The sequence below is a fragment of the Cytophagales bacterium genome, assembly GCA_019456305.1.
Lineage (GTDB): Bacteria > Bacteroidota > Bacteroidia > Cytophagales > VRUD01 > VRUD01.
This window is the reverse complement of record VRUD01000022.1, coordinates 25,465-51,578: the sequence shown is the minus strand read 5'-3', so window position 1 is coordinate 51,578 and position 26,114 is coordinate 25,465. Positions and strand designations below refer to the sequence as shown.

Sequence of the window (26,114 nt, the reverse complement as noted above, 5' to 3'; positions counted from 1 at the left end):
AGCTAACAGCTAACAGCTAACAGCTAACAGCTAACAGCTAACAGCTAACAGCTAACAGCTAACAGCTAACAGCTAACAGCTAACGGATTAGTCATTCTTCATATTTCATTTCGAAATCCTCAACTTCTGCCCGATCCGTATTTTATTGGAGGTCAATCCATTGAGCCGTTTTAATTCACGTGTTGATAGGCCATACATTTTAGAAAGGGAGTATAGAGTATTCAGCGGTTTGACGATATGGTAAGTAATTCCTTCATTGCTTTTTTGGCCCCCACTATAGCTTTGATTGGCATAGGCGCTTTGGGTGTAATCATCGCTGAGTCTTTGAAATTCAACACGCCTGTTGAGCTCCCGGCCATCATCATCATCATCATTGGATGCCATAGGAGAATCAGGGCCGTAACCTTTCGGGAAAAGCCTGTTTTTGGCAATTCCTCTACCAACTAAATAATTCACCACTGCTTCAGCTCTTTTTTGAGATAATCTTAAATTAACTGTTCTCGAACCTACATTGTCAGTATGGCCGGCAATTTCAATTTTTAGTGTGGAATTTTTGCCCATAAAGTCAATTAGCTTGTTCAAAGCCGGGTTAGACCCGGATTTTATTATATATTTACCAAAATCAAAATATACATTTTTCAAAATTATTTTTGACCCGGTCATTGGTAATGCTCCTACACTTTTTTTAACAAATTTTTTAGTTGCGGGCTCGCTAGATACTTTATTGGTGCTTGCAGAGGCAGTTTGTTCTGCTGAGACTACAGTTGTTACCACCTTAATAGAAATGCTGACAGGATTAATATTAAAAGTTGTCCGTTGATTATCTTTAAGGTATTGAAATTTACCGCCTATCGTCTGTTCACCCGATACATCAGGGGCAACTGAAACCTTATAGGATGCTGTAAATTCAGGCTCAGGAGGTAATGACATCCAGATTATTTTCAGTGTCTGGTCTTTGAATGAAAAGTTTCCTCCTTTTATTTCCATGGCTGTTGCTGTAAAACCTTGAGGTAACTCTTGCTGAAGCTTTCCAAAACCCGATGTGGCGCCTTTGTTGATGATTACCTGTACATTGAATTCACTGCCCGGACTTGCAGAGGCAGGCAGGTAGGTCGTTGCTTTTACGTCATCTGGCGCATAGCGCATAGTGCATAGCGCATAGCGATTATCACTATATGCGTGACGGGTTATTAGAATAACGATGTTTAAGAGTATAATGATGTTTTTTAGCATATAATTAGTTTTAAGTTGGTTAGTTGGTTAGTTACCCCGCATATAAATTTATGTGCGGGGTTATGGTTTTTTAGTTACTTGTTTTGGTTTCTTGGGTTTATGGTTTGTTAAGTCATTTAATTTAGGGCATCTCTAAAAACTACACCATACATTCCCCTCTATCAAGAGGGGCAAGGGGTGTGTTTTAAAAAATATGTAGTTTTTAGAGATGCCCTTTAAGAAATCTTGTATAACCATTGATCCCTTTCATTAATATAGTGTAGCGATTTGCTATTTCATTTGCCACTTCAAAACTTAAAAATTAAACTATAACTACCTGCCCGCCAAAGGCCTATGGCAGGCGGGTAAACCAACTAACTAATAACTAAAGATCATTGCTCAAAAAAATAGTCTATCAACGCATAGATCCGGTCAACGGTAAAATCTGTTTCATCTTCAAAAAAAGCGTCAATTATATTAAAAATTTCTTCTGTAGAAATATAATTATCACGATCCAGGTCTGCTTCCCTGAATTCTGCCGGTAAGTTAGAAGTTTTAGTTTGCGGAGCACCAGCTAATACCTCTTTTAATACTTTGCTATCCAGAGATTTCTTTTTTTTCACATCATACGTTGAAATATAATCCAAAAGTCCTCCTTCTTCTCCGGATTCTGATACAGACATCATCCTGGGTAATGTTACTTTATAAATATCCTGGTCTCCAAACCCGCTTTCTCTTACAGAAGAAAAATAACCTGTACTGCCATCGCCTGAAAATACCATATACACATCATCACCGGTAGTGTTGATAGGAAATCCCATATTTACAGGTTCTGACCAGGAGCTGTCTTCATTTAAAGTTGTGCGGAATATATCATATCCTCCCATACCTTTATGGCCTTTTGAACTAAAGGTGAGGGTAACATTATCGGATAATATAAATGGTGCGTCATCATCATATTCGGTATTTATTTTAGTTCCAAGATTAACAGGTTCACTCCAAATCCCGTATTGATCTTTGACAGACATATAAATATCCAGGTCTTTATAATCCGGCCTGGTGCTTGTAAAATATAACGTATTGCCGTCAGCAGTAATAGAAGCAGATGCTTCTAAAAACTTAGAGTTTATTGGCTTATAAAAGCTTTTAGGAACTGTCCAGTTATTGTCTTCCAGCGCTGACGTATAAATATCTCCTCCATTAGAGGTGTTATACACAAACAATTGCGAGCCGTCCGGTGATAAACCTATACAGGCATCATGTAGATCGGTATTGATATTAGAACCAATATTGTGAGCGGGAGTCCAGCGGTGGCCATCTTTATGAGAAATATAAATATCTTCGTAATATTGATTATCTATATACATTCTTCCGCCTGTAGACCCTTCTCGTCTTGATGTAAAAATTAATTTACTCTGGTCTGCTGAAACCAAAGGGACGTATTCGGAATAAGACGAATTAACATCTTTACCAACATTTTGAATGATCACACCAATAGGAAATTCTACGAACTCTTTTCCATTATTACACTCATAGATTCTTCTGTCAATTTTATTAAACAGAAGTTCCAGCGTATTTTCTTTATAACCTTTTTTGCGCTTTACCTCCTTATCCACAATATCTTGTTTGTACCGTTGATAATATACTATAGCTGTATCAAATTGATAGTCAAATTGATATGCCTCACCAATTAAATATAATATATAATCTGTTTCTTCCCACAGATCATATACATCGTCCGGGAATTCGACAAAATAAAAGAGCTCTTCAATAACCTGTTGCTCAACCGGATATATCTTTTCAAGCAAAGGTATAGCTTTTGCTTTATCTGCTGTTGCAAGATAACAGATGCCTGCCATCAGGTTAGCAATGGGTTTATCCGGATTTATTTCTAATGCCTGTAAATATATTTCCATAGCACCCTGCTTATCACCAAAATTATACATCTCATGCGCCAGCTCTATCAATTCTGTCTCATCCTGAGCCATAAGACTATTATTAGAGATCACTATTAAACACAGAATAAGCGATATTGTTAATAATCTATACATATTTAGTTGTAAGAAGTACGAAATACTACTGTCTAATTGTATAAATAATCTATATAATTAAATTTAAGTCCCAAGTCCCAAATTCCAAGTAAAAAGTAAAAAGTAAAAATCACGAAGTCCCAAGTCCCAAATTCCAAATCCAAAATCCGAAATTCGAAATCCGAAACTCGAAGTCCCAAATTCCAAATCCCAAGTTCCAAATTCCAAGTTCCAAGTCCCAAGAAAAAAAATACTCAATTTATTCATAAATAAAAAAAACTGCCTCCATATTTTTACTTTTTACTTTTTACTTTTTACTTTATTTTTCAACAGTCTTGTTCAAAGTAAAAATCAATCAGTCTATATATTTGTTTGACCGAATAATTTGTTTTTCCCTCAAAAAAAATGTCAATCATAGAATATATCTCAAAGGTAGTAATACAGTGATTATTGTCCGAATCTGTATCTTTGAACAAAGGACTCTGATCAAATGATACACCTGCTAAAGCATCAGCTAATATTTGCGGTAATCCTTGAGTATCTTCATCATATGTATCCATCCGTGCTAAAAGATCCTGTTTTACTCTGACTTTTTCGTCAACCTTTGCTGTATAAACAAATGATTGATTATGAATTTTTTGATCTTCTTTGAGTTCAACTACTGTTTTTCCCGTAATATTAGCTAAATTAATCAACACTTCATCCTGGTATGCTCTTTCAGGCATTTTCATAATAAACAGGTCTTGCTCCCCAACACCATAATCTTTAATTGAAGAATAATAAGCAAACCTTCCATCACCGGAAAGCACAAAGTGTATATCAGCATCAGGAGAATTAACGGGATAACCCATATTTTCAGGCTCTGTCCATCCTTCATCCTCGTTTATAAAAATAGTTTTGTATATATCATAATCTCCCATTCCCTTATGGCCTGTGGAGCTGAAATATAAGGTTTTGTTATCAATATCAGGAACAGGGTTGTCTTCATCGTATTCCGTATTTATTGTTGGTCCAAGATTTATGGGCTTTCCCCACTTATGTTTTTCATTTCTTTTACACACGTATAAATCCAATCCACCATATCCACCTGGCCTGTTGCTTGAAAAGTATAAGCTTTTGAAATCTGCCGATAGAGTTGCAGAATTTTCAATATATTCAGAATTAATTGCCATGACAGGTTTGGGTTTGGACCATTTGCCACTGCTGTTCTGATTACAATAAAAAATACCCCCGCTTCCAAACTCATTATCCTGGTAAATATAAAGTCGTTTACCGTCAGCTGATAATCCTACGCTGGCATCGTGGAATTTGGTATTTATTGGCGGCCCGATATTTTCAGGGTTAGACCAACGATGGCCTTTTTTATGGCAAATGTATATATCTTCGAAAAACATATTGTCTATATCCTTATTTTCACCTGTGCTGCCCTCTCTTCTTGATGTAAAGATCAGTATATCGTCTCCGGCAGAGATGAGGGGAGCATAATCTGGTTCCGGGCTGTTCATATGTCCGAGATTATGAATTGCTATATCAACGGGATTAGCTATAAATTCTTTCCCGTTATTGCATTCATAGACCTTTCGATCTATCAGCCTGATGATATCATCACCATGGTCATAATCCGTATCATCGTCAGTGAATTTAGACTTATAATTATTGTAAAATTCTATAGCCTTGTCAAATTTATATTGATATTGGAACGCACTTCCGAGCAGTAAGAGTATATCCGCCTGAATACCAGGGTTAAGTTGATAGGCTTTTTCTAAATAGGGGGCAGCTTTATTTTTGTAGATGGTTTCAAGATAACTTACGCCTACCATCAGGTTGGCTCTCGCATTGTCCGGGTTAGTAGTAAGCGCTTCCAGATATACTCCCTGGGCGCCTCTTTTATCTCCAAATGAATACATCTCATCTGCAAGAGCAACCAAATCACCTTCAACCTGGGCTTTAAGTGCAGAAGAAAATGATATAGAACATAATATGATAAACACATACCCATGTCTCATGGCGTAAATTTAGTAATAAATAGATTCTTTCGTTATTAATCAACAAATGGTTATATGGCTATATGGTTAAATGGTTTGTGATTAGTTTCCAATAATCTCAAATTCCACCCTGCGATTCAACTGTCTGCCTGCTTTAGTATCATTAGAAGCGATGGGCTTGTCGAAAGAGTAACCCGCATATCTCAACCTCCATTCTTCAATGCCTTCAAACCTTAAATAATCAACTACCGACTTTGCCCGGTTCTCTGAAAGTTTTTTATTATATGCCCAGGAGCTTGCGTTATCTGTATGTCCTGAAATTTCTATTTTTATCGTAGGGTTTTCCTGAAGAAGCGTTGCCAATTTTACCAGCTCTGCTCCTGATTCAGGTCTCAGGTTAGCTTTACCGAGATCGAAGAATATATTTTTAAGCACTACTTTGGTGCCTATAGCGATTTTCTTCAGATATATATCTTTGGTGATTTCCTGGAAACCTTCGCTTGCAGGAATGTTAACATTTTCTGAATGGAACATATAGTCTTTTTTTTCAGCACGAATGCCGTAGTTTTTCCCTGAAGGCAGATCAACCTGGTATTTACCGGTAAGTGGATCTGCTGTTTCTTGAAAGATCGTTTGATTCTTTGCATTATCAATTACCACGACCTTTGCATCCAAAGGTTTCTTGGTAAAATCATCCCTGATTGTGCCTTTAAGTATAGTAATCGCAGTGACTGTTTTGACTTTCTTTACGGGCGCTATAATTTTCTTTTTGGGGTTTGTTTTGATCGTTTTTCGTTTGGTAGTAACCGCTGCAATTTTTTTTCTTTCAGGCATTGATATCATATAGATATCTTTTGCACCTATCCCGTCTTCTTTATCAGAAGCATAATAACCATGTTTATTATCAGCAGAAAGAACGAAATATATGTCAGCGCCTGCAGTATTAATAGGATAACCCAGGTTTTCCGGTTCTGACCATACGCCTCCTTTCAAGGTAGACCTGTAAATATCATAATCTCCCATTCCTTTAAGTCCCCTTGAGCTAAAATACAAATCTCTGCCATTTACTTGTATGAAAGGTGCATCGTCATCGTATTTAGTATTGATAACCGGGCCAAGGTTAATTGCTTGCCCCCATTTACCTTTTGCATCTAGCTTACTCATATAAATATCTAATCCCCCATAACCGCCAGGTTTATTAGATGAAAAATAAATTGTCTTATGATCAGAAGTCATAGATACTGATGGTTCTGTATTTTTGCTATTAATATTCTTACCAAAGCCTTGGGGTTTCGACCATATATCTCCCTTAAGTTCTGAATAAAAGATATCGCCTCCATTATCACTATTATAAATAAATAGCCGTTTACCATCAGGAGAAAGCGCTATCGTGGCATCATGGTCATTAGTATTGATGGGTTTTCCCATATTACGGGGTTCTGTCCAGTTGCCATCAATATTGTATGAAGTGTAAATGTCTTCATAATGTTCTCCAAATTCATCTTGATCGCCCCCTATTGAACCCGGTCTCCTTGAAGTAAACATTAATATTGATTCATCTGCTGAAATAACAGGTGCAAAATCATTATATTTAGAGTTGACAACTGGCCCTAAATTATCTAATTTTGCTTTTACAGGATTTTTGACCATCTCAATCCCATTTTTACATTCTAGTATTTTCCGGTTTAATTCCTGAATTTTTATCTGCTCTTTTTCACTCAAAGTTCCTTTGAATGATCTGAAAGAAGCGATTGCTTCATCAAATCTATGGTTTAATTGATAGGCCAACCCTAAATGGTATTGTACCTCGGCATGCACTAAAGGATTCATTTTAAACGCTTTTTTAAGATGCGGGATAGATTTTGTTTTGAAGGTGGTTTGTAAATAACAAAGTCCTAACCTGTATTGCGTAGTAGCTACACCGGCAAAAGTTTTTTTGTAATATTTGTTTACCCCTTGAGGGTCTAATTCCAATGCCTCAAGATATAACGGTATAGCAGCCTTATAATCACTTTCTTCGAAAAAATAATCTGCCTTTTGCATGATTTTTTTTATATTCTGGGCATAAGCATTTGTAAAAACTATTAAAGCCAGCCCTGTTGTAAATAAACGCATGGTGCATAGCGCATGGCCCCGCCAGTTGGCGGGGCATAGTGTATATAGAGACTTGATGTTTTTCATAGTATTAGTTTAGTTATTAGTTTTTTAGTTAATGAGTTCAAAATTAGTTAACGAAAATGTTTAATCCAAATTATATTCTAAATTTATTTTGCATAGCCCCGCCAACTGGCGGGGCCATGCGCTTTAGATTATCTCAAACTCCGTTCTGCGATTCAGTTGCCTGCCTTCGGGATTATCGCTTCCGTCAGCGTTCTCGTTTGGAGTCATTGGTTGTGTTTCACCCTGTCCTACCGCAGTTAATCTTTCTTTTTCCGTGCCTCTGTTAATGAGCCAGTCAACTACCGATTGAGCTCTTGACTGGGAAAGCTGTATATTGTATTCATGGGATCCATGGTTATCAGTATGGCCGGAGATCTTTATTTTCAAGGTAGAATTTCTTTTTAGAAGCACATATAATCTTTCTAATTCCGGTTTGGATTCATCTCTTAAGTGCGCTTTTGCATAATCGAAAAATACATTCCTGAGTATGCTTTTTTTCCCGATTTCAATAGGGTCTAATAAAATATCCTTTTCTATTTCTTTATAATCTTGAAGATCAGGGAGGTCAAAATTTTCCGAATGAAATAAATAACCAGGCGCTTCTACAGTGATTCCGTAATTTTTGCCGGGTGGTAATATGATGGTGTATTTACCGGTAAAGCTGTTTGAATTATAATATCCAATTAATTTAGTATCGGTATTATTCATAAATACAATAGTAGCACCTATTGGTTCATTCGTTTTGGAATTTAATACATGCCCTTTTAATACCACAAGTGAAATTTCTGATTCAGGTCTGTAAACAACATAGATATCCTTATCTCCATAACTGTCATCTCTGACTGATGAAAAATACCCTCTTTTTCCATCGGCTGACCACACAAAAAAAATGTCATCCCCGGAAGTATTGATAGGATAGCCAATGTTTTTTGCTGCAAACCAGTCATCCATTTCCTCAACATAAACGCTTGTAAAAATATCAAATCCCCCGATGCTTTCATGGCCTTTTGAGCTAAAATAGAGTGTTTTTCCGTCCGGATGAATGAAAGGAGCATCTTCGTCATAGGGTGTATTGATTTTCGGGCCTATATTTTTGGCTACTGACCACTTACCATTTGGTAGTTTTACAGACATATAGATATCGGTTCCACCAAATCCGCCTTCTCTATCGGAAGAAAAGAAGAGTTTTTTTTCATCAGCAGAAATACTGCAGCTTGGTTCCCATCCTTTGGTGTTGATCTCATCGGGTAGTCTTTGGGGGATTGACCATTCATTGCCGGTCAATTCGCTTACATAAATATCGCCAGACCTGATAGCGCTTCTGTTGGTTTTGTAGGTAAAAAGCTTTTGCCCGTCAGGAGAAATTGCAACGCAGGCATCATGCGTTTCGGTATTGATCTTCATGTTTTGTGGTTTTGTCCATTGCTCCGTTACCTTAAAGGTACCCTGGTTTATCAATGTATCAGTCTTTTTTATACCAAATTTTTTGAGTAGATCTGAGTATTTATATTGTTTTTCATTGTCTATATAAATTTTTTCTTTATAGGAAATGTAAATATCTTCAAAATATTTACCTTCTTCGTCAATATAGCCGCCAGTGGTATTATCTCTCCTTGATGTGAAAATAAGTACTGTTTCATCAGCCGATATTACCGGTGCATAATCGGGGAAACGGCTGTTAATTACAGGGCCTAGATTTTCAATGCGAATATCCAATGGTTTCGTTAATAATTTTCTTCCTATATGGCACTGGCCAATGTAGCGGTTTACTTCTTCCATCAATTTCCTGTCGCCAGTGTCATCAGATTTCAAGGTTCTCAGGTATTTATGAAACGCTTCTATTGCTGCGTCAAACTGATGATTAAAATGCAGCGCTTTGCCCAGACGATAATTTAGCTTCTCATCTTTATAATTCATCTTTTCTGCCCGTTGTAAATAAGTCAACGAAAACGGTTCATTATTTGAGTGCAGGTAGCAAACCCCTATTCTGTAATTGTATTCAGGATTATCCGGGGATATGCTATCGAGCTTTAAGTAGAGGGGCAGTGCATTATGATATTCTTCAATACGGAAGTATTCCTTTGCATCTTTTTCCAGACGTTTTATTAGTTTTTCGTCCTGGGCGTTCAAAAAACTCAATGAGTATAGCAATAATATTGTTATATGTAATTTCATTTGTAATAAAGGAACTATCCCGACCAAAGGTACGGGACAGGCACGAATAAAAGTAAAAAGTAAAAAGTAAAAAGTAAAAATATGGAGGCAGTTTTTTTCATTTTAAGTAATGAGTCCACTCTAAAAAGTCTTTTTTGCCACAAAAGCACAAAATCCCACTAAAAATTAACTAATTGATTTTTAGGGTTTTGTGGGATTTAGTGTTTTTGTGATTTTGTGGCATTTTTATTTTTTACTTTTTACTTTTTACTTTTTACTTTGTCTGGCTCTGCGCTTCACTTCTTCAATATATCAATGATCTCAAATTCGGTTCTGCGATTCAACTGCCTTCCTTCGGGGTTATCGCTTCCGTCAGGGTTCTCGTTTGGAGCTATGGGTTTTGTTTCACCGTATCCTACCGCTTCTAATCTTTCTTTTTCTATTCCTGCTTTTATAAGATGCTCAACTACAGAATCGGCTCTTGCCTGGGAGAGCTCCATATTATATTCATGGGAGCCAATGTTGTCGGTATGGCCTGATAGTTGTACTTTCAGGGCAGGGTTTTCTGTAAGAAGTTTGAGTAACCTGTTTAATTCTGCTTCAGATTCACTCCTGATCTCTGATTTATTATAATCAAAAAATATATTGCGTAGTATAATTTTTTTACCTACCTCAATGGGTTCTAACAAAATATCCAGGTCAACCTCAAGATATTCATCTAATTGAGGGATGTCTATATTTTCCGAATAAAATAAATAACCAGGTGAATGCGCTTCAATGTTGATCCCATAGCTTGTGTTTGGTTGTAATATTATGGTGAATCTTCCTGTATAGCTGTTTGAGTTGTATATGCCGAATAGTTCCTGGTCAGTATTATTCATAACGATAATATTTGCCCCAATTGGATTTTGGGCGTCAGCATCCAGCACCCTTCCTTTGAAAACGATCAGGGCAACTTTAGCTTCAGGCCTGTAAACCATGTAGATGTCCTTATCCCCATAGCTATCTTCCCTAACCGAGGAAAAATATCCCCTTTTCCCGTCAGCAGACCAGACAAAATAAATATCGTCTCCTGCTGTATTGATGGGATAGCCAATGTTTAAAGGATCAGACCAATCTAAGGTGTCCTCACTAAGGATTCCCTGGACATCCATCAAATTATCAGAGACAGGATAAATAGATGTAAAAATATCAAAACCTCCCATACCTTCGTGACCTTTAGAACTGAAATAAAGTGTTTTTCCGTCAGGGTGGATAAAAGGGGCGTCTTCATCGTAGGGCGTGTTGATCTTAGGGCCAATATTTATGGGTTTAGCCCATGTGCCATCTGGCAGCTTCTTAGACACATAAATATCCCTTCCTCCATATCCACCTGGTCTGTCAGATGAAAAGTAAAGTTTTTTTTCATTGGCAGAAATACTACAGCTCGGCTCCCATCCTTTGGAGTTTACTTCCCCTTCCAGCCTCTTTGGTGTTGACCATTCTTTGCCGGTCAATTCGCTCTCATAAATGTCACCTGATCTTGCACCCCTTTTTACATTAGGTTTATACGTAAAAAGCTTATGTCCGTCAGGAGACAGGGCAATACAGGCATCATGTGTATTCGTATTTATTGGCAAATTTTGAGGTTCAGACCACTGGTCATTTTCGTTATAAGAAAGGTATATATCTTCAAAATATTGGTTATCTACTTCATCAATCACCCCTCCCGTGGTATTATCTCTTCTTGAAGTGAAAAGAAGCATTGTTTCATCAGCAGAGATCACCGGTACGTAATCAGCATAACGGCTATTGATAACCTTACCAATATTCTTAATGGTGACATTGAGAGGATTTGCTACTAATTTTTTACCAACATGGCATTGCCCGATGTAACGGTTTACTTCTTCCATTCTTTCATGATCATCAGGATTGAGGGTTTGTATGTATTCCTGGAACGTTTTGACCGCTTTATCAAAATGATGATCAAAATGGTAGGCTTTACCAAGGTAGTAATTTAATTCCGGTTCGGAATAATTCAGTCCTTCCTGCCCGTCCTGAGTACCCGGGACGTTAGACAGGTTTTTTGCAGCCTCCAGGTAATGCGATGCATACGACTTATAGTTTGAATTCAGATAACAAACCCCGATACCATAATTATATTCAGGATTATTAGGAAAAATACTGTCAAGCTGTAAAAACAAAGGCAAGGCATTATTAAATTCTTCAATACGGAAGTGTTCTTTTGCCTCGTTCTGTAATCGTTTTATTGCCTTCTCATCCTGGGCGTGTAATATTGCAGGTAACAATATTAGTAATGCTGATTTATTTATCTTTGTTAGAAAATTTTTCATAATCTTTTTTAGTAAAAACTAACAAGCTAATAACTAAATTGGCTGCAAAGTTAAAGTAAAAAGTAAAAAGTAAAAAGTAAAAAATAAAAAAAATGAAAATAAAGAAAGCGGAATATTTGTGCAGTAATATAGACCCAAAACTATGCCCCAAGCCTGTTTATCCTGAATACGCTTTTATTGGAAGAAGTAACGTAGGAAAATCTTCCCTGATAAATTTGCTTGTAAATACTCATTTGGCTAAGACTTCGAAAACGCCGGGAAAAACCCAATTGATAAATCATTTTTTAATTGATGATAATTGGTTCCTGGTGGACCTACCCGGATATGGTTGGGCAAAAGTTAGTAAGCAGCATAAGCAGAGATGGACAAATATGATAAAGAAATATCTTTTGGAACGAGAAAACCTGCAATGCGTGTTTGTATTAATAGACTCAAGGATTCCTGCTCAAAGAGTTGACCTGGAGTACTTCCAATGGCTGGGGCTACTCAAAATACCTTTTGTAATTGTTTTTACAAAAATTGACAAGCAATCAAAGTCAAAAACTTTGATATTGATTGATAATTACGTAAAAACGATGCTTAAAACCTGGGAAAAAGTCCCTGAATATTTCTTAAGCTCTACAAGAACAGAAGCAGGGAAGAAGGAATTGCTGGAATTTATCCATAGGATCAATGAACAATGCAATGAAAAAGGGAAATAAGGGAATAGGGAAATAGGGATATAGGGATATAGGGATATAAGTCTATAAGAAGTGCTTAATTGTATAAATAATCTATATAATTAAATTTAAGTCCAAAGTCCCAAGTCCCAAATTCCAAGTAAAAAGTAAAAATATGGAGGCAGTTTTTTTCATTTTAAATTTTCATTTCACAACCTTCGGAAATTTCAGATGGAATATGGGAGGGAATTTCCGAAGTTTTCTTGTTAGAAGGTTTCTTGCTCTTGGTCATATTTGCGTTTATTCTTATAGGTATATGCGTTTAGGTATCACCTTTAAGTTATTGATTTTATGTGCTTTAGCTCATTCTCTACCATTCTTTTTATAAGCAAATTGAAGATCGTGTCTATTTATGACTGACTAACTCCGCCATTTATGGCGGAGATAAACTATATAAACCCTGGGCTTTAGCCCGTTTTTAGCATAATTAGACTAAAGCCCTGTCAGTTTTATTCTTTAATGTCCACGCCATAAATGGCGTGGTTAGTCACTCATACATATTCAAAAGTATAAATCTTGTGCGACCTAAACGCATATACCTATATTCTTATTTGCATTCATTCTACTGTTAAATTGCATAAATAATCTATATAATTAAATTTAAGTCCAAAGTCCCAAGTCCCAAGTCCCAAATTCTAAGTAAAAAGTAAAAATATGGAGGCAGTTTTTTTCATTTTACTTTTTACTTTTTACTTGGAATTTGGGGCTTGGGGCTTTTTCCCGCCTCAAAATCTAGGTGGCTTTTCCCTTCACACATTCATCGGATGACGCCAACCCTCGTATCATCCAGTCATCAGATGATTGCCAACTCTTTAAGAAGTATCCTCATTTTCTACCCTTACATCCTTGATTCTCTTATTTGGCATATTAATTGATGGATTCTTTGAATATAAAAATAAAAAGTAATATTATTGCAACCTGGTATAGAGCTATTAAACCCTATAAAATAATTTATTATGAAAAACAAGTTCTTATTATTGGCTTTTTTCCTTATAGCTTTATGTTTTAACATAAATGCTCAGGATAACAAAAAGAAAAATACTGATCAAAGCGAGAAAAAGGAAAAATTAATTCCTATTGCTAAGTATTTTGAAGGTGGACAGGATTCATTACTTGCTTTCATCTATGAAGAGATGATTTATCCTATGATGGCTAAAAAAAATAGAATTCAGGGAGAATGTATCGTTGAAATATCTCTTGATGCTAATGGGGGGATTAAGAGTGTAAGGTGTTTAAAGAATATTGGTGGTGGATTAGGAGAGGAAGCAGTTAGAATAGCAAGATTGATTGAATTTAGCGCCCCTGGTTATGATTATAAAGGTACGATCCCTGTAAGGTTTAGGCTTTAAAACGCATGGCTCCCGAGTACTCGGGGTTGATTCCCTCCGGTAGAGACGTCCAAATTGGGCGTCTCTACCGGAGGGGCTATGCACCTTTATTCAGTAAATATCTGAAAGTAAAAGACAAGGTATTATTAAATAAACCAAATCTATTAGCAGGCAAATTATTGACTGCTGTGATATTTATAGGTAGAATTGAATAAGTAAACCTGATATTTAAATTAATATTTTCAGTTACATCATAGCCAAAACCAATATTATAACAAAAATCAAAACTTTTGAGTGGTTCTTTCCGGTCGGCAAAGCCGGCTCCATCATCTAGTTTAGCTGAGATTAAATAATCAAATGAAATTCCTGCCTGGAGCAGTATACCATTGCTCGTATGATAATTTAATAATAAAGGAATTTCTAAATAGTTTATTCTCAATATAAAATAGTCGGGATCTTTCTCCGTGCTTTTACTTCCCTTTTGGCTGAATAGGATTTCGCTTTGTAAACCTACTTTTTCGTTCAATAGATATTCGGTGCCAGCGCCAAATAACATACCAGGTTTGTCATAACCACCTAATTTATCTCCATCCACTTGCGAGCCATTGATGCCCAAAATAATTTTACCCTTAAAATTTTGGGCTGTTGCAGAATGGTAAATTTGCAAGATTAAAATTATGAAAAGAATTTTTTTCAATTTTTTTGTGCGAATTTAGAGGAACCTTTGAGAAATTGCCTTCAAAAAACAAATTATTTACACATGAAGCATAATAAAAACAATATTAACCAATGCGCGGCACTTATCGCCAAAGACCTTGCTATAGACAAACAAAATTTGGATGTATCTGATTATGAAAATCTTAAAAAACAGCTAACTAAAAACATACAATATTTGATTGATACAGACCACCAAAAACTTTATAATGCCTTATACCGGATAGACATCAGTGAAAAAAAATTATCAGAGCTGCTTACCTACTTACCACCGGAGAAAATTGCTGAAGTAATAGCAGTTTTAGTAATTGAAAGAGAGTTGCAGAAAGTTGTTACCAGGGCAAAACATAGGCAATCTAACAAACCCCTCATCCGGTAATTCATCATTTTTGATCTGTGATTTATGAATTTTTAAATTTTCTAATTTCAAAACCTAGTGTAGCAACAATTTAATTACGTAATATTGTAATCATAAAATATATTATTTCATTGTTCAATTGTTAAGATAGTTATATGGTTATATGGCTATATGGTTAAATGGTTTGTGATTAGCTGAAAGAGTTACTAATCTCATAGGTTTAAACTCGCTGCTTAATTGCTGGCAATTTAGTTGCCATAAAGCCATATAGCCATATAACCATTTGTTGATTAATAACGAAAGAATCTATTTATTACAAATTAATGTTGCAAAACTAAATTGTTGCTACACTAGAAGTAACTCTTCGCTTTATTTACCATGTCTGCTGATCCAATAAAGAGCGGTGTCCTTTCATGGAATTTTGTTGGTTGTATTCCCAATATTCTGTTTTTACCATCAGAAGCGCTTCCTCCTGCCTGCTCAACAATGAATGCCAGGGCATTACATTCATACAATAATCTCAGCTTGCCCCCAGGATTATTTGTAGTAGATGGGTAGATAAAAATACCGCCTTTGAGGAGATTTCTGTGAAAATCTGCTACAAGCGAACCAATATATCTTGCCGTATAACCTTGCTCTTTACAATAGTCAATATACTGTTTTACAGGCAGGGGAAATTTATTGATGTGCCCTTCATTACAGGAATATATTTCCCCGCTTTTTTTGATCTTCATTAAAGGGTGTGAAAGGAAAAATTCTCCAAGGGAAGGATCATAGGTAAATCCGTTTACACCTCGTCCTGTAGTATATACTAGCATAGTAGATGAACCGTAAAGAACATATCCTGATGCAGCCTGCCCAGTGCCTTTTTGTAAAAAATCTTCAGCAATTGCCCGGCTTTCAACCTTTGATTTTCTGTTGTATATGGAAAATATAGTACCTATAGAAACATTCACATCAATATTTGAAGAACCATCAAGGGGGTCTATGGCTACAACATATTTTCCATGGTCATTATCAGTATACACAATATCTTCCTCCTCCTCTGATATAACAGCACAAACTTCTCCGCCATGCTTGAGAGAGTTGATAAACCGAAAATTTGCTATTACATCTAATTTTTGCTGCTCTTCACCCTGAACGTTCTCTACACCGTACGAACCTAAAACATCCGCTAAACCGGCCCTGTTTACCTCTTTGTGTATGAGCTTTGATGCTAAGGCAATATCCCGCATCAATTGTGATAACTCTCCCGTTGCTTCTGAATACATATCTTCGCTCCGTTTAATAAATCTTCCTAAAGATATACCAATGGGGGCTGTTATGGTTTTGTTTTCAATTACTTGTTGTTCCATAATTAATGATACGAATGAAAAATGCTAATATACGAATGAATACCAATGATACGAATTAAAGAAAGGACACATTAACAGTATTAGCATTGATCTCTGCAGGTTTCAGCGTAGGCCATTAGTATCATTAGTATAAATTCGTATATTAGCATTATACATACGTATATTGGCATCGGGTATAGTAAAAAAATAATATTTTTGTGAATAATATGAAAAAAATCAAAATATTCAAATTCGGTGGCGCTTCTATTAAAGATGTAGAAGCTGTAAAAAATCTATGTAAAATTACAAAAAATCAATATTATAAAGACAATTTGCTTATAGTTATTTCTGCCATGGGAAAAACAACCAATGCTTTAGAAAAACTATTTGATGCTTATTATCAAAATAAAGATTATCAGTCTCACTTTAAAAAAATCAGGGAATATCATTTAAGCATTGCAAAAGAGCTTTTTCCTAACATTGAATCACCAATTTTCAACATATTAAATCAACTTTTCATTCAGCTTGAAGAGCAACTTATAATTCCAAGCTCCAGCAGCCCCCCTGAAAAGGAGAAACGGGGAATCGGAGAAACGGAGAGAAGGAAAACGAAGCAATTCACTAATTCACCCTTTCACCCATTCACCGATTCGGTAGGGAATAGTGGCGGGAGGGATTTAGGGGGGGCTGTTAGGGGGGGGCCTCCACGATCTTATAACGAGGGCTATGATCAGGTAATTAGTTACGGTGAATTATTCTCATCAAAGATCATTTCTGAATATTTAATTCAGCAGCATATCCATTGTCAATGGATAGATTCAAGAAAATACATTCAAACTGATAATAGCTGGCGTGAGGCAAAGATAAATTGGGCACAGACTGGGAATTTAATAAAAAGAGATATTCCTGAATTACTCGATAAGGGTGTGGTATTAACGCAGGGCTTTATTGGGGGTACCAGCCACCCTCTAACTCCAAGCCTCCCTGAATCGGAGAAACGGGGAATCGGAGAAACGGAGAGAAAAAAAACGAACCGATTCACCGATTCACCGATTCACCCATTCACCAATTCGGTAAGGAATAGTGGCGGGAGGGTTACCACTACATTAGGCCGGGAAGGATCAGATTTTAGTGCAGCTATTTATGCTTATTGCCTCAATGCTGATTCTGTAACCATCTGGAAAGATGTACCAGGCGTTCTTAATGCAGACCCTAAAATTATTAAGCATACCACTAAGTATGGAAAGCTTTCATACGATAAGGCCATCGAAATGGCATATTACGGAGCCTCGGTGATCCATCCCAAAACCATAAAGCCGCTTGAAAATAAATCTATTCCATTGTATGTCAGATCTTTTAAAGAACCACAAAAAAAAGGAACAACGATAACTTATAGTGGACGGGCTACAAAAATAGAAAAAAAAGTTTCCCATGAATTGCAAAAAAATATTCTACAAGGTACACCCTCAATAATTTTTAAACGGGATCAATGCCTGATGTTTCTTTCAGTGAAAGATTATTCTTTTGTTAGTGAGAAAAATCTGAGTACTATTTTTAATGCATTAGCGCATCTCAACATTAAAATTAACCTGATGCAAAATTCTGCTATTTCGTTTTCGATTTGTGTAGATAATGATTCTCAAAAGATAGAAAAGTTAAGAGAAAACCTAAAAAATGAATTCATTTTTCGATCTAATGAGAACCTGCAGCTTATTACTATTATGAATTTTAATGTCAAAACCGTTAAAGATTTAACCCGAAACCGTGAAATATTACTTGAACAGATGACTAGGGGGACGTTTCAGGTGGTGGTGAGGTAGCACGGATTGTTGAGCTTCAGCGAAATCCCGATGAAATTGGGGTTGATCCCGGGTTACTCCAACCTCAAATATACCTAAATAAAAAATAAACCACGAATTACACGAATTACACGAAAAAAATTAGTGAAATTAGTGTAATTCGTGGTTTCCTTTATGTCTGGATGAAATCAGGGTTAATCTTAGATGATAGACAATGTGTGGTGATGAGGCTGGATGCCGGATATTTGATATTTGGTATAAAGAAACTTTTAATCCAAATATGTTTGCTTTTTGGATTTACAATACCTTTTTAACTCTTCATAAGCCTTTTCATGCCCAAGTTCCCCCGCCTTATTCCAATCTTCACAGGCGCCCGCTTTATCACCAGATAAATATTTAACCGTTCCCCTGTTATTATGTGCCCAGGCATCATCGGGTCTTAACTCTATGGCCATATCATAATCATATATGGCGCCATTGTAGTCTTTTGAATTATATTTGGCAACACCTCTATTATACCAGGCCTCTGCATCATAAGGGTCTATCTTTATTGTCTTATTGTAATCCTGTATAGCTTCTTTATATCTTCTTAAATGATCTTTGGCAACACCCCTGCTAAGATATAGATCAGCATTTTCAGGGTTCAACTCTATTGCCTTATTGTAATTTTCGATCGCCCCTTTGTAATCTCGCATATAAAATTTAGCAATTCCCCGGCTATAAAATGCCTCAATATACTCAGGGTTCAACTTGATTGCCGTATAATAATCCTTTATTGCACCATTGTAATCCTGCTGATCATATTTCTCCATACCTCTTTTATAATAATCCTCTGCTGTCTCCTGTGAGTATAGTGATACAGTGTTAAGAATTAGGATAATTGAAAATAACAAATTTTTCATCAGAGAGAAGTAAAACGCCCAAATTTAAGGTTACCTGTTCACATAAACAAGTATTAAATAAAAGTCAATCAAAAAAAATTTAAAATGGCCAGAAGTGATATACATAAAACATTTCCATTCCCCTTAAAGATAATGAGCTTAATGGTGCTTATAGCGGTGGGTTTTATTGATCATAAGATTAGATCCCGCAATGAGCCTGTTAAAGAAATTAGCAACGAAGTTTTTTCGAGCTATAAAACTCCAGACCCCTTAAAACAGATAATAATTGCCAATTCTGCTTCCAAAAAAATCGAAAATTCTATCTCACCCGAATAAGTCCCTAAATTTTTTCTCCCGCCTTGTCGGGATAAAAAAGCCCTTCGGGGAAATCTACTGTGAACGTACTAAATTAAGGGCGGAGTCTTGAAAAAATTTAGTTATTCTTTTATTATCCTTTTAACCACGTGAAGATCTCTACTATTTATATATAAGAAATACATCCCCGGAGGCAAATGCCCAATATCTATTAGTTTGCGATACCTTCCTGGCAATAGTTTATTATCAGATACAAAAAGGCTTTCTCCTAAAATATTCTTCATCAATATAGTCATATTTTCCATCCCGAGTACTCGGGAGTCGCCTGCCAGGGTGACATTTTGACCACCTTCACTTTCTATCGTTAAAGTACCTTGTGCAGGGTTGGGATAGATTTTTATGTTGCCCTGGTTTTGAGTTTGTGTAATTCCCACGGGACAATTTTCAACCGTTACAACCATTGTGTCGGAAGTGCTTTCACAACTGAAGGTATCCTTTATCGTTACTGTATATGATCCTGACTGGGTTACAGCGATGCTCTGGGTGGTCTCTTCGTTTGACCATAAATAGCTATATAATGCAAACGGATCAATAACTGATAAGTTTATAGTATCTCCCTGGCAAATAGTATCATTGGGAATAATTGAAGTGAAATCTATTTCTTGTGGTAAATTGGTAACGATAACACAATTAGGGCTTAAATTACTCGTATCAGGAGGATTGCTTGCAATTATCCGAACTCTGTAGGTACCAAAAGTTGTACTGTCTGGAATAGTTCCTAACATGAAACTGCTGCCCCAAAAGGGTAATGTTCCTATATCAATTGGATTAGAAAACATTGGAGGAAATATAGATAAAAAACAATCAAAATCTATAGATCCGGATAACTGTGCCGTAAAAACGTTGCCAAAGTTGTAGCTTCCACCTGAAACTGTATAAATGATCGCAACTCCTGCACATAAATTATTTGGATTTTGGATAACAGTATCTATTGTAAGCGTAAGCTGTGCTTTTGTTACTTTACAAAAGCATAACGACAAGATAAGGCTTAAAACAGTGATTTTGAATTTCATAATTACCTCCTTTATACGAATAATAAAATGCTAATATACGAATAATAAAATGCTAATATACGAATAATAAAATAGTTGCTGTTAATACTTTTTTCAACTTTAAATAATTTTTATTTTACCTTGTAATAATAACCCAGCCAGGAAAAACTTTATCCCCTCTGTCCACTATATAAAAATAGGTACCATCCGGCAATGGATCACCTTTCGTATTTGTTCCCTCCCAATCATTATTATAATCAGCAGATTTCCATACCAGGTCACCCCACCTGTTGTAGATGGTTGCTTTTAACTTTACATCTTTAAAGCTTCCTTTAATTATTTTCCAGGTATTATTTTCATCATCGCTGTTAGGCGTTATTCCGGTAAATATGTGCCATTCTTCTCCAGGTTCTAAGCTTATTTGTACCATAGCAGTATCAATACAACCATTAGCATCCGTTACAGTTACAATATATAAGCCAGCAGACAAACCCGTTGCAGCGTCTGTTGTTTGAGAAAGAGAATCATCCCATAGATATGAATAAGATGGAGTGCCACCACTCACTTGTACATTTGCAGAACCATCAGCGAAATTTGGTCCGCTTTCATTGATAGTAGAAAATGATAATATTGTCGGTACCTGATTTACTGTTAAAGTCATTACAATAACAGTATCACAGCCGCTAACTGATGCAACAGTATCATAATAATCCCCTGCAGTGTTTTGCCAGGCGCCTTGAAGGAAGATACTATCATAAGAACAGATTTTTGATGATTTTGCAATAGTAAATACTTGAGTAACTATTAACGTAGTTGTAATTAAACTATCACAACCAAACACAGATAAAAAGGTGTCCAGGTATGTTCCGGCATTGTTTTGCCAGGCACCCTGCAAAAAGATACTGTCATTGTTGCAAATAATTTCTGTTTCCGTAATAGAAATTGGAGGCGGTTGACTAATATTTACCACAGCAGAATCACTACAATTATTAGCATCATTTATAATAACCTGATAAGTTCCCGCAGATAACGCTGTTGCTGTAGAATCTGTTTGGCCATTAGGATCATCCCACAAATACGTGTATGGTGCAGTTCCTCCGGTTGGGGTAACAGTAGCCAACCCGGTAGAATCACCATTGCAGGCAACGTTTGTGGTATTAGTAATGCTGAGCGACAAGGCAGCAGCAGGCTGAATGATCGTTATAGAAATTGAGTCAATACAATTATTCGTATCCGTAACAATTACTGTATAGTTTCCTGCCGATAAACCAGTTGCAGCAGCATCGGTTTGACCGTTAGGATCATCCCACAAATACGTGTATGGTGCAGTTCCTCCGGTTGGGGTAACAGTAGCCAGCCCGGTAGAATTACCATTGCAGGCAACGTTTGTGGTATCAGTAATGCTGAGCGACAAGGCAGCAGCAGGCTGCGTGATCGTTATAGAGATTGAGTCAATACAATTATTCGTATCAGTAACAATTACTGTATGGTTTCCTGCCGATAAACCAGTTGCAGTAGCATCGGTTTGACCGTTAGGATCATCCCACAAATACGTGTATGGTGTAGTTCCTCCGGTTGGGGTAACAGTAGCCAGCCCGGTAGAATCACCATTGCAGGCAACGTTTGTGGTATCAGTAATGCTGAGCGACAAGGCAGCAGCAGGCTGAGTGATCGTTACAGAAATTGAGTCAATACAGCTATTGGAATCTGTAACATTTACTGTATAAGTTCCTGCAACCAGACCAGTTGCAATGTAATCGGTTTGACCATTAGGGTCGTCCCATAAATAATTGTATGGTTGAATACCTCCTGTAGTTGAAACAGTGGCTGAGCCGGAGCTATCTCCAAAACATCCAACCAGTATAATATTAGAAAATGATAAAGTTAAAGCAAGTGGTTGAGTAATTATAACGGCAGCTAAGGTAGTGCAGCCAGCGCTATCTGTGACACTAACTGTGTAACTACCCGCAGTCAGACTGTCAGCTATTGAGTCTGTTTGTGCTTTAGGATCATTCCATAAAATAGAATAAGGTGGTGCTCCACCGGTAGCCGATACAGTAGCAGAACCCACTGAATCACCAAAACAGGCAATGTGCGTAGTATCAGAAATGTTAATAAGAGGCGCTCCTATATCATTAATGTTGACAGATACTGAATCAGTGCATAGATTAGTGTCTGTTACTGTAACCGTATAAGGACCGGAAGATAAACCGGTTGCAACCGAATCAGTTTGAGATAAAGGATCGCTCCACAAATATGTATAGGGAGCTGTAGCTCCTGAAGGTGTTACAGTTGCGGAGCCGTTAGATAATCCACAGTTTGCATAATTTGTATCTGTTATCACTAAGGTTAAAGCCATCGGCTGGTTGATGGTAACAGAAACAGAATCAGTACATGCATTGGCATCAGTGACAACTGCAGTATATGTTCCCGCAGCTAAGCCGGTCGCATTAGAATCTGTCTGCAAGGTGGGATCATTCCAAAGATAAGAATAGGAAGGTGCCCCGCCTGATATTACAACAACGGTAGCTGACCCGCTGGAATCCCCATAACATAAGGCATCATTTGAATCTGAAATATTAACAGATAAGGCAGTTGCGGGTTGAGTAATTGTTACAGAAGCTGAATCAACACAATTATTACTATCTGTTATTAATACTGTATAAGCGCCTGTTGGTAAATTGGTAGCTGTGGAATCTGTTTGTGAAAGCGGATCATTCCATAAATAATTGTATGAAACTGTACCCCCGGTTACTGATACTGTTGCTGAGCCAGTCAAGTCACCAAAACATAACACCATAGTTGAATCGGAAATAATTGAAGAGATTGCAGCGGGTTCTGTGATCTCAACGACATCATTTCCCGTACAACCATTCGAATCGGTTACAAAAACTGCATACAATCCTGCTGTTAATCCTGTGGCAATGGAATCGGTCTGTGCAGCAAGATCATCCCACAACCAGGTGTAGGGTGGCGTTCCACCAGATGTAGTTACCGTTGCTGACCCTGTAGAATCTCCATTACAGACAATATTTACAGAGTCGATTATTGAAACAATCAAGGAAGTTGCCGGTTCTGATATAGTAACACTCATTGGTGGAGTAGATAAAACTACCGGTGGCTTACATCCGATGTTTAAATAAGTGGGATTGCCGGGTGCATCAAAGTCAACTGCAGCCCCATTACCACCAACTCCTGCATTTTGCAAATCACAAGGCACATACGCTACGGTATCGGCACATGATGGCCCAAATTGGATTATTAAGGTACGATCATTCGCACAGGTTCCACATGCACAATCAGCATTTTTAAAATGTCCATTTGTATTTCCGGGACATTGAAAGATCAAATAAATGGTATAGTCCAGGCCAGACCAGTCATGTGTGGCCCAATCGAAGTTTGTACTGGTTGCGATCATAACGATTGCTCCGGCAGGAAGAACACCACCCACCGGCTCAAGAACAGTGCCTCCGGCAGTAATGTTAGCATTAATGCTATCAACAATAGCAGAAGTAGTAGAATTCTGACAAATTCCCCTCCATGGATTATTTGGCCAGTCAATAAAAATATCAGCGGTGTCTAAATCTATAGAACCAACTTCAAATCGCACCATCTCATTTTCCCCTTCCCAGCCACCACCCGGTGCGCATGCATCTATCAGAATACTTGTTATTTCAAGACACTTTGACAGAGGCGTTCCTCCGTTGGCTTTACATGAGTTTGCATCAGTTACTGTTACAGTATAAGTCCCTGCTCCTAAGCCAATGGCAATTGAATCAGTACCACCATTTGACCATAAATAGCTATAAGGTGGCGCTCCCCCCGATGCCGTAACAATGGCAGTTCCGTTGCTGCCTCCTTTGCAGGAAACATTTGTACTATCTGTTATTGTTGCAGTAAAAACAGCGGGTTCGGTTATGATAACTGTGTCGGTACCTGTGCAGCTATTCACATCTGTAACATCAACGAAAAAAGTATCAGCCAACAAGCCTGTAGCTATTGAATCTGTCCCGCCAGTTGGAGACCAGGAATAAGTATAGGGTTGAGTACCTCCTGATGGGGTAGCAGTAGCGCTTCCGTCAGTACTTCCATTGCACGATACATTGGTATAATCTGTTATATTTACAGTTAATGCTGCTGTTGTTGAAATTGTTACAGAATCGCTGGTAGTACAGCCAAAAGAGTCTGTAACGATAACAGTATAAGTCCCTGCCGGTATGCCTGCAATATCTTCTGTGGTATCACTAGTGGACCAGCTATAACTATATGGTGATGTTCCTCCCGAAACGGTCATATCAGCTCCTCCATCATTGCCGCCTCCACAAACATCAATGCCAATAATATTTGTAGTCAATAGAATTGGATCACTTATATTAATAGTATCATTCAAAGTATTATTGATTGAATCTGTTATTATCACTGAATAAGTACCTGCTGCAAGCCCTGTAATATCCTGTATGGTGTCACCAGTAGACCAAAGGTAAGTATATGGAGAAGTACCTCCGGAAACTGTTAGATCAATGGCAGCATCAGCAAACCCCGGACAAGAAGGGAGCGTTATTGTAAAGTTTGAATTCAATACAGTATCAGGCGGATAAGTAATAATTATTTTCATAAAAACAGGTAAATGATCACTCATGTAGTAAAGTGCGTTGATCACGCTGTCAGGAGCAGACAAATTTGGGGGAGAAGCTATAATAGATGAATTGAAATGGTTTCCATCATTACCTAAATTTGCATATGAATTAGAAAGATACTGGACACGGTCAGCTCCGGTCAGCACATTATCTGTTACCAGGATGAAGTCAAACCTGTCATTCATTCCTCCTAATGCCCCGCAATCCATACTAATAGTTCGTCTGCTTGATTGCGTATGGATATCAGTAAAAGCAAAATTATTATACCAGTTGCCCGGGCTGTTTATGGGGTCATTAAAAGGATAGGTTCCTGTGTTTATTAAAGTTTGATAAGCGGTTTCATTGCTTGTTTTCAGGTTCAAATCTCCTGTTAATATATGATTTCTGCCGGCAGGTAAGGCATCTATGTAGCTTCTTATAGAATCACATTCAAGCTGCCTTCGTGATTCATCAGATGGGCTGCTTCCTGCTTTTAAATGAGTAACGTATAGGTCTATAAAGGTGGTATCATTATGTGCAGACAGGTTGGGATCATTTCCATACACAATATAGCGATTCACATCACGCAGATCAGTAATTATTTCATCCTGGCTATAAAGGGAAACTTTATTGCTATTATAAAATAGCATGTTATTTAAAAAAGGCCCGCCAGATTGATTGGTTACAAAGTTTGCGCGCTGATAATTTCCAAATTGGTTTAAAGAGCGATTTAAAATACTATCTGCTCCTTTTTCATTTTGAAGTTCACAGATCAAAAAAAGATCAGGTTTTACATACTGGACAATTTTTCTCAAAGTGTCATATCTTCCTGCGATCACCATATTTGGGGTACAATCATCCCGGCCGTCAGGAAAATTCAGCAGGTTATAAAACATTACCGTTAAGGTATCCTGTCCATAAGATAAACCAAACAGTGATAATAGTAAAAAAAAAGTTATATATGCTATTTTCATACCAAAATAATATTCATATATACATGTATTGATGTTAAGTTTCTCCGGAACACTTGAATACCTGTCTGCCGACAGGCAGGCGTGAACACATGAACACATTTTTATACTTTTTTTCACAACTCAAAGATAGTGATATTATATTTAGTACAA

At 37.1% G+C, this 26,114-nt stretch carries 17 protein-coding genes; 5 read left to right on the top strand and 12 right to left on the bottom strand.

From position 1 onward, the window contains the following. Positions 1–105: 105 nt before the first annotated feature. From FVQ77_06605 to FVQ77_06575, 7 genes are all read right to left on the bottom strand, one after another. Positions 106–1,233, bottom strand: a complete 1,128-nt coding sequence (locus tag FVQ77_06605) for an OmpA family protein (GenBank protein ID MBW8049998.1) — start codon at positions 1,231–1,233, stop codon at positions 106–108. Positions 1,234–1,604: 371 nt separating this feature from the next. Then, the gene (locus FVQ77_06600) at positions 1,605–3,263 is read right to left on the bottom strand and encodes a hypothetical protein (protein ID MBW8049997.1); all 1,659 of its coding nucleotides are present in this window, start codon (positions 3,261–3,263) and stop codon (positions 1,605–1,607) included. A 63-nt stretch (positions 3,264–3,326) separates the two neighbouring features. Continuing rightward, positions 3,327–3,509, bottom strand: a complete 183-nt coding sequence (locus FVQ77_06595) for a hypothetical protein (protein ID MBW8049996.1) — start codon at positions 3,507–3,509, stop codon at positions 3,327–3,329. 59 nt (positions 3,510–3,568) lie between these two features. Continuing rightward, positions 3,569–5,248, bottom strand: a complete 1,680-nt coding sequence (locus FVQ77_06590) for a hypothetical protein (GenBank protein MBW8049995.1) — start codon at positions 5,246–5,248, stop codon at positions 3,569–3,571. Between the two features lie 81 nt (positions 5,249–5,329). Beyond that, on the bottom strand, positions 5,330–7,408 hold the full coding sequence (locus tag FVQ77_06585; protein MBW8049994.1) for an OmpA family protein: 2,079 nt from the start codon (positions 7,406–7,408) through the stop codon (positions 5,330–5,332). A 123-nt stretch (positions 7,409–7,531) separates the two neighbouring features. Then, the gene (locus tag FVQ77_06580; protein MBW8049993.1) at positions 7,532–9,562 is read right to left on the bottom strand and encodes an OmpA family protein; all 2,031 of its coding nucleotides are present in this window, start codon (positions 9,560–9,562) and stop codon (positions 7,532–7,534) included. A 275-nt stretch (positions 9,563–9,837) separates the two neighbouring features. Next, the gene (locus tag FVQ77_06575) at positions 9,838–11,874 is read right to left on the bottom strand and encodes an OmpA family protein (protein MBW8049992.1); all 2,037 of its coding nucleotides are present in this window, start codon (positions 11,872–11,874) and stop codon (positions 9,838–9,840) included. 92 nt (positions 11,875–11,966) lie between these two features. On the opposite strand from FVQ77_06575, the gene FVQ77_06570 reads away from it, so the two are divergent. Both FVQ77_06570 and FVQ77_06565 read left to right on the top strand, forming a co-directional pair. Further along, positions 11,967–12,575 carry a YihA family ribosome biogenesis GTP-binding protein gene (locus FVQ77_06570; protein ID MBW8049991.1) on the top strand — a complete coding sequence of 203 codons (609 nt, stop codon included), beginning with the start codon at positions 11,967–11,969 and terminating at the stop codon, positions 12,573–12,575. A 974-nt stretch (positions 12,576–13,549) separates the two neighbouring features. After that, the gene (locus FVQ77_06565; GenBank protein MBW8049990.1) at positions 13,550–13,942 is read left to right on the top strand and encodes an energy transducer TonB; all 393 of its coding nucleotides are present in this window, start codon (positions 13,550–13,552) and stop codon (positions 13,940–13,942) included. 76 nt (positions 13,943–14,018) lie between these two features. On the opposite strand, the gene FVQ77_06560 is transcribed toward FVQ77_06565, so the two are convergent. Then, positions 14,019–14,633 (bottom strand): PorT family protein, encoded by a 615-nt coding sequence (locus tag FVQ77_06560; GenBank protein ID MBW8049989.1) that lies wholly within the window; start codon positions 14,631–14,633, stop codon positions 14,019–14,021. 48 nt (positions 14,634–14,681) lie between these two features. On the opposite strand from FVQ77_06560, the gene FVQ77_06555 reads away from it, so the two are divergent. Beyond that, positions 14,682–15,014, top strand: coding sequence for a hypothetical protein (locus tag FVQ77_06555; GenBank protein ID MBW8049988.1), 333 nt, complete (start codon positions 14,682–14,684; stop codon positions 15,012–15,014). Between the two features lie 329 nt (positions 15,015–15,343). Here the strand turns inward: FVQ77_06555 and FVQ77_06550 are convergent, their stop codons facing one another. Further along, positions 15,344–16,348 carry a class 1 fructose-bisphosphatase gene (locus FVQ77_06550; GenBank protein ID MBW8049987.1) on the bottom strand — a complete coding sequence of 335 codons (1,005 nt, stop codon included), beginning with the start codon at positions 16,346–16,348 and terminating at the stop codon, positions 15,344–15,346. A gap of 842 nt (positions 16,349–17,190) precedes the next feature. Between FVQ77_06550 and FVQ77_06545 the strand changes: the two genes are divergently transcribed. Beyond that, positions 17,191–18,147 (top strand): aspartate kinase, encoded by a 957-nt coding sequence (locus FVQ77_06545; GenBank protein ID MBW8049986.1) that lies wholly within the window; start codon positions 17,191–17,193, stop codon positions 18,145–18,147. 248 nt (positions 18,148–18,395) lie between these two features. On the opposite strand, the gene FVQ77_06540 is transcribed toward FVQ77_06545, so the two are convergent. Beyond that, positions 18,396–19,028: a tetratricopeptide repeat protein gene (locus FVQ77_06540; protein MBW8049985.1), complete on the bottom strand. Its 633-nt coding sequence runs from the start codon at positions 19,026–19,028 to the stop codon at positions 18,396–18,398. An 84-nt stretch (positions 19,029–19,112) separates the two neighbouring features. Between FVQ77_06540 and FVQ77_06535 the strand changes: the two genes are divergently transcribed. Then, positions 19,113–19,343, top strand: a complete 231-nt coding sequence (locus FVQ77_06535; protein MBW8049984.1) for a hypothetical protein — start codon at positions 19,113–19,115, stop codon at positions 19,341–19,343. Between the two features lie 101 nt (positions 19,344–19,444). On the opposite strand, the gene FVQ77_06530 is transcribed toward FVQ77_06535, so the two are convergent. Together FVQ77_06530 and FVQ77_06525 are read right to left on the bottom strand one after the other, a co-directional pair. Beyond that, on the bottom strand, positions 19,445–20,395 hold the full coding sequence (locus FVQ77_06530; GenBank protein ID MBW8049983.1) for a T9SS type A sorting domain-containing protein: 951 nt from the start codon (positions 20,393–20,395) through the stop codon (positions 19,445–19,447). Positions 20,396–20,510: 115 nt separating this feature from the next. Beyond that, positions 20,511–26,063 carry a T9SS type B sorting domain-containing protein gene (locus FVQ77_06525; GenBank protein MBW8049982.1) on the bottom strand — a complete coding sequence of 1,851 codons (5,553 nt, stop codon included), beginning with the start codon at positions 26,061–26,063 and terminating at the stop codon, positions 20,511–20,513. Positions 26,064–26,114 lie beyond the last annotated feature (51 nt).

Excerpts from the sequence above, each read along its gene's own strand:
- FVQ77_06605 (MBW8049998.1), bottom strand. The coding sequence starts at position 1,233 with ATGCTAAAAAACATCATTATACTCTTAAACATCGTTATTCTAATAACC.
- FVQ77_06600 (MBW8049997.1), bottom strand. The coding sequence starts at position 3,263 with ATGTATAGATTATTAACAATATCGCTTATTCTGTGTTTAATAGTGATC.
- FVQ77_06595 (MBW8049996.1), bottom strand. The coding sequence starts at position 3,509 with ATGAATAAATTGAGTATTTTTTTTCTTGGGACTTGGAACTTGGAATTT.
- FVQ77_06590 (MBW8049995.1), bottom strand. The coding sequence starts at position 5,248 with ATGAGACATGGGTATGTGTTTATCATATTATGTTCTATATCATTTTCT.
- FVQ77_06585 (MBW8049994.1), bottom strand. The coding sequence starts at position 7,408 with ATGAAAAACATCAAGTCTCTATATACACTATGCCCCGCCAACTGGCGG.
- FVQ77_06580 (MBW8049993.1), bottom strand. The coding sequence starts at position 9,562 with ATGAAATTACATATAACAATATTATTGCTATACTCATTGAGTTTTTTG.
- FVQ77_06575 (MBW8049992.1), bottom strand. The coding sequence starts at position 11,874 with ATGAAAAATTTTCTAACAAAGATAAATAAATCAGCATTACTAATATTG.
- FVQ77_06570 (MBW8049991.1), top strand. The coding sequence starts at position 11,967 with ATGAAAATAAAGAAAGCGGAATATTTGTGCAGTAATATAGACCCAAAA.
- FVQ77_06565 (MBW8049990.1), top strand. The coding sequence starts at position 13,550 with ATGAAAAACAAGTTCTTATTATTGGCTTTTTTCCTTATAGCTTTATGT.
- FVQ77_06555 (MBW8049988.1), top strand. The coding sequence starts at position 14,682 with ATGAAGCATAATAAAAACAATATTAACCAATGCGCGGCACTTATCGCC.
- FVQ77_06550 (MBW8049987.1), bottom strand. The coding sequence starts at position 16,348 with ATGGAACAACAAGTAATTGAAAACAAAACCATAACAGCCCCCATTGGT.
- FVQ77_06540 (MBW8049985.1), bottom strand. The coding sequence starts at position 19,028 with ATGAAAAATTTGTTATTTTCAATTATCCTAATTCTTAACACTGTATCA.
- FVQ77_06535 (MBW8049984.1), top strand. The coding sequence starts at position 19,113 with ATGGCCAGAAGTGATATACATAAAACATTTCCATTCCCCTTAAAGATA.
- FVQ77_06530 (MBW8049983.1), bottom strand. The coding sequence starts at position 20,395 with ATGAAATTCAAAATCACTGTTTTAAGCCTTATCTTGTCGTTATGCTTT.
- FVQ77_06525 (MBW8049982.1), bottom strand. The coding sequence starts at position 26,063 with ATGTGTTCATGTGTTCACGCCTGCCTGTCGGCAGACAGGTATTCAAGT.